The following is a 4,100-nucleotide window of genomic DNA, read 5'->3' as shown; positions in this document are numbered from 1 at the left end:
TGATCATAAATCAACTCTCCGTCCGCCCACATCATCATTTTGCCGTTGTTTAAGCCGTTGGTGTTGACCTTTACATATTGCTCTATCTTGACCCAGCGACCACGCGGCATAATATATTGGCCAGCCAGATTGTCTCGTTGCCCACTAAAATCAAGCGATGTCGAGTTTAAAAAATTGGTCCAGCGAGGCCTTTGTACGCTGTCTTTATCGTAAACAATGCTGCAAAGACTGCCATCGTCACGATTGAAGGCTGAGGCTGAGAAAAGCTGCATACGCGAGTTAAACGCCACCAAGGTCTCAGGCGACGGAGTCTCCCCGCCATGCGAAGCCTCCAGTAGAGTGCCGTTTATCAGTGCAGGCATTTTAAATTGCAGTGGTTGGAACCAACCAGACGGTATATAAAAGTCATAGGCAAAATAGTATTCATTTGATGGCGGCAAATCGGCCCTGAAGCGAAACCCACCTGCTGCGATACTGTTGCCGCCTCGCCCTTGGCGGTGCAACGTGCGCAATACATTACCGCGCCCTGAGTTCGCCGGATCTACAACAATGTCCATAGAGCTGGCGTTTGGCCCATGTACGGTTTCATTTCTATACCGTCTGAATTCGGACAGCCCATTGCTACGCCATGAGTTAACGTTAAAATCTGAGCGCAGGTCTGATTCGCGGTAGGCGCCCCGGCTCAGACGCTCAAAATCAGCGTTCAAAACGGTTGCGCCAGAAGTATTGTTGTTGCGTGTATTACCATTGCTATTATCTCGCGCATTAACAATACCATCGTTATCAATATCCGCGTTGAGTAATGCCTGGGTAATAGGGGGTGTGTAATTCGGGATGAGAAAGGTGGCGGTCGAATTACCTAGCTGTAGCTCGCCTTCGAGTACGGTAACGATATCTCTGATCCTAATTGAAGACTGAGGAATATTTAAATCAAGAGCATTGGCACGGATGATATCGAGGTTAATATTGTGAGGTAATGATGCATTAGCGGCTCGATTGTCTATACGCAGGTCAGCCTGCAGGTCGCGTGCGAGTTGGGCCAGAATAGTGTCTTCGTTAACGTTTGTGCCGCTTGAACGAAGTTGATTGGTCGCCTGGTAAACTACGGCGGCCAAAGCTTCATTGGCAGCGCGGTATTGTGCAGCGAGCTGTTGTCTTTCAACAGTGGTAGCGTTGCTGTCAATTAAAGGCGAGGTCAGGAAGGTGTTCAAGTTTGCGCCAAGACCAAAATTGAATACTGACAATACCAGGTCGTTGGCAGGGGTCAGTTGGTTCAAAAATACATTGACAGAACCATTGCTGGCCGCATTTTTTGCCACCAGGTAGGACATGGTGGATAAGGGGGTAGCATAAACGGAAACCCCCGCCTCGATTTGATCTCTGGTAATGACAGTGACTAGCTTTCTCAGTACCGGGGTTTGGCCAGTGATGAGGTCGGTGCTGGCGGTGCCATCTACTTCCAATATCAGGGGCAAGGTGGTGCCGGCTGGGAAGCTTAGGTTCTGAATGGCCGCATTGGCGTCAGTGTTACCTGTAGCAATAGGGTTGTTCGAGTCAAAAAAACCCGGCGAGCTTGGGTCTAGTTGGTATACATTGACTGTTGCGTGTGCAAGTGGCCCCTTTATTCCACCACCGTTAAGGCTGGCTGGTGCAGAGAGCTGTCCGCGCTCAAAGTTAACACTGTTTGTCGTATTACTAGAATTTGGTGTACCACTGCCGCCACCACCACCACAGGCTGAGAGGGCACATAGTAATAATACTGTTAAGTAGGGTGTATAGATGCGATTTTTCAGATTCATGAAATGTCCGGATTGTTTATATAAGGGGGGGTTGCTGATGTCACTGGATGGATTGGATTGCAGGTCAAAATATTCAGATTCGTGTTAATTAGTAGGTGCTTTAGACGACGCAGAAGTACCCTCATGGCACATAGGCTGTGATAGTGTGCTTGCGATTTAATTAGAATCAAACTAGAAGTTTTGTAAGGTTAATTATCATGATAAAACCTTTACAACCAAGCAAGAATCAGACCATTTGTTTAGTTGTAAAGGGGCAATATGACTTCTTATGCAAGCCCAGCTATCCGTTTGATACTGTGATCGCCAAGCAACGACTGGCAGCAACTGTATCTTAGTGGCATGAATATCAGGTGAACAGGTGAATTAGGCGTATTTCGCCAAGTTTTCTTTCCGTGAGGAAAGAGGGGGGAGTATACAGACCCCACTGTTACTTCGTTAACTATTATAGCAATCTGTATGACGTAGCGACACGGACGTAGGGTGGTCGGGGTATATAGGCTGTTGCGTACTTGGAACCCTTCGGGCGCATAAAGTATTCATTCCTTGCAGTCGTGTCATAGGCGAGTCGATATGTGCATAAGGAAGTGAAAAATCCATCACCAGATAGCGGCACAATCGGTTCTTAGTATTGACAAGTTAGTGACGCGAACGCCTGTTTTTTGGCCTAATTTTTTCTAACGATTATTTCAGCAATGTTAGAATAAACATTTGTGGCTCAAAAATAGTGGGAAGCTGGTTTTGAAAGTACTATATCTTTGTCATACGATTAATTCACATCATGGTGGGCGTACTCATGCGCGTGAATTTTATGCTGCTTTGAATGCTGTTAAGGGTGTGGAGTCAGTTGATTCGTTTTACGAGTTGGAGGAAGGCCTACCAAAACCGCAACCGTCTGAAAAGAGGTTGACCGCTGCGAGCTGGTTACCGCCTTCGATTCATGCCTTTTTACGTATGACGGTGATGCACCCAAGGCGCACAGAAGAGGTCAGCAGAAAATTGGCAGCGCAGAATTATGATTTGTTGATCGTGCGTAATGAGTCTGTCAGGATTGACTTTGCCGAACTTAAACGGCGGCACCCTACTGTTAAAATTGCAATAGAAGTTAACGCAATTTTATCTGATGAGCATTTCAAATCAAAAATGGTACGTACCCTTCCTCGGCGGTTAGAATTTAAGCAGTTTAGATTTGTTGATAAAATCTTCCCTGTCTCTTCTGTGCTCAAGCAGTTATTAATAGACGCTGGAGTCAGCGAAGACAAGATTGTGGTTAACCCTAATGGAGTCGATGTGCGAAGGTTTGATTGCGATTTGTTGTCTCAACGCAAAGCATTACGCCGACGTTACGGGATTCCCGAGGATCGGTTTGTTATTGGTTATTTGGGGGGGATGGAGGCGTTTCGACGGTTGCCCGAACTGGTCAAAAGCTATGCCTTGCTGGCTAACGGTAATCAACAAGATAAATTCTTTTTGTTTGTGATTGGTGATGGGCAAGACTTTCCGGTTGTGCACGCAGAGTTAGGCCGAAATTGTCCGAAAGACAGTTACCTCCAGCTTGGTTGGCAGGACCATCAGGATGTTCCGCAGATTATGGCAACCTTTGATTTAGCCGTAATGCCTTATACCCTTGATTATTGCTCACCTCTTAAGCTGTTTGAATATATGTCTATGGGGTTACCAACAATTGGCCCAGATACCCCTTCTGTGCGGGAGTTATTCAGGGCTGGAGAGCATCTTTGGCTGGCGCCACAGAATGTAGTGGGGTCAGATGGTTTGGCAAAATTAATACGCAGATTAGCTGATGATTCAGCGCATCGTGACGGCGTGGCGAAAAAAGGCTGCCATTGGGTAAAAGAAAATTATACCTGGCATACGAATGCGGCTAGAGTGATATCGGAATTTCAGTAATTTTATTGCTCTCTCAAGCTTTGATTGTTGGGCATTTAGAATTTGTTAGATTGGTTTATTAAAATATAGTACACAACAACTGTTTCTCGCTAAAATGGAAGTTACTTCTCGTGCGCAGTTATTAGCCACGGAGTGGTTATGGACTTACAATAACCAACGGCCGTATACAGCGATTGGTGGGGTGCCGCCAATCAGATTATTGGAAGCCGCTTAAACCTCTATTTTTAGCTACTGCGGAAAATAGGGGGATTACAATTGTGCCTGAAATATTCAGATTCAAGGCGAAAACCTTCGTAATAGCCAGCTATTACGTGCGATTTTCGCCTTGAATCTGAATATTTCAGGCACACGCGAGAAGTAACTTCCATTTTAGCGAGAAACAGTTGTTGTGTACTA

2 protein-coding genes are annotated in these 4,100 nt (G+C 45.9%); one reads left to right on the top strand and one right to left on the bottom strand.

The features are described from left to right. Positions 1–1,799: hypothetical protein (locus JKY90_07395; GenBank protein MBL4852088.1), on the bottom strand; the 1,799-nt coding region annotated here is incomplete at its 3' end. Positions 1,800–2,537: 738 nt separating this feature from the next. Here JKY90_07395 and JKY90_07390 point away from each other — a divergent pair. After that, on the top strand, positions 2,538–3,704 hold the full coding sequence (locus tag JKY90_07390) for a glycosyltransferase family 4 protein (GenBank protein MBL4852087.1): 1,167 nt from the start codon (positions 2,538–2,540) through the stop codon (positions 3,702–3,704). Positions 3,705–4,100: the final 396 nt, after the last annotated feature.

This window comes from Gammaproteobacteria bacterium, assembly GCA_016765075.1.
Taxonomy (GTDB): domain Bacteria; phylum Pseudomonadota; class Gammaproteobacteria.
The sequence above is the reverse complement of the archived record's forward strand: the minus strand, read 5'-3'. Positions and strand labels throughout refer to the sequence as shown.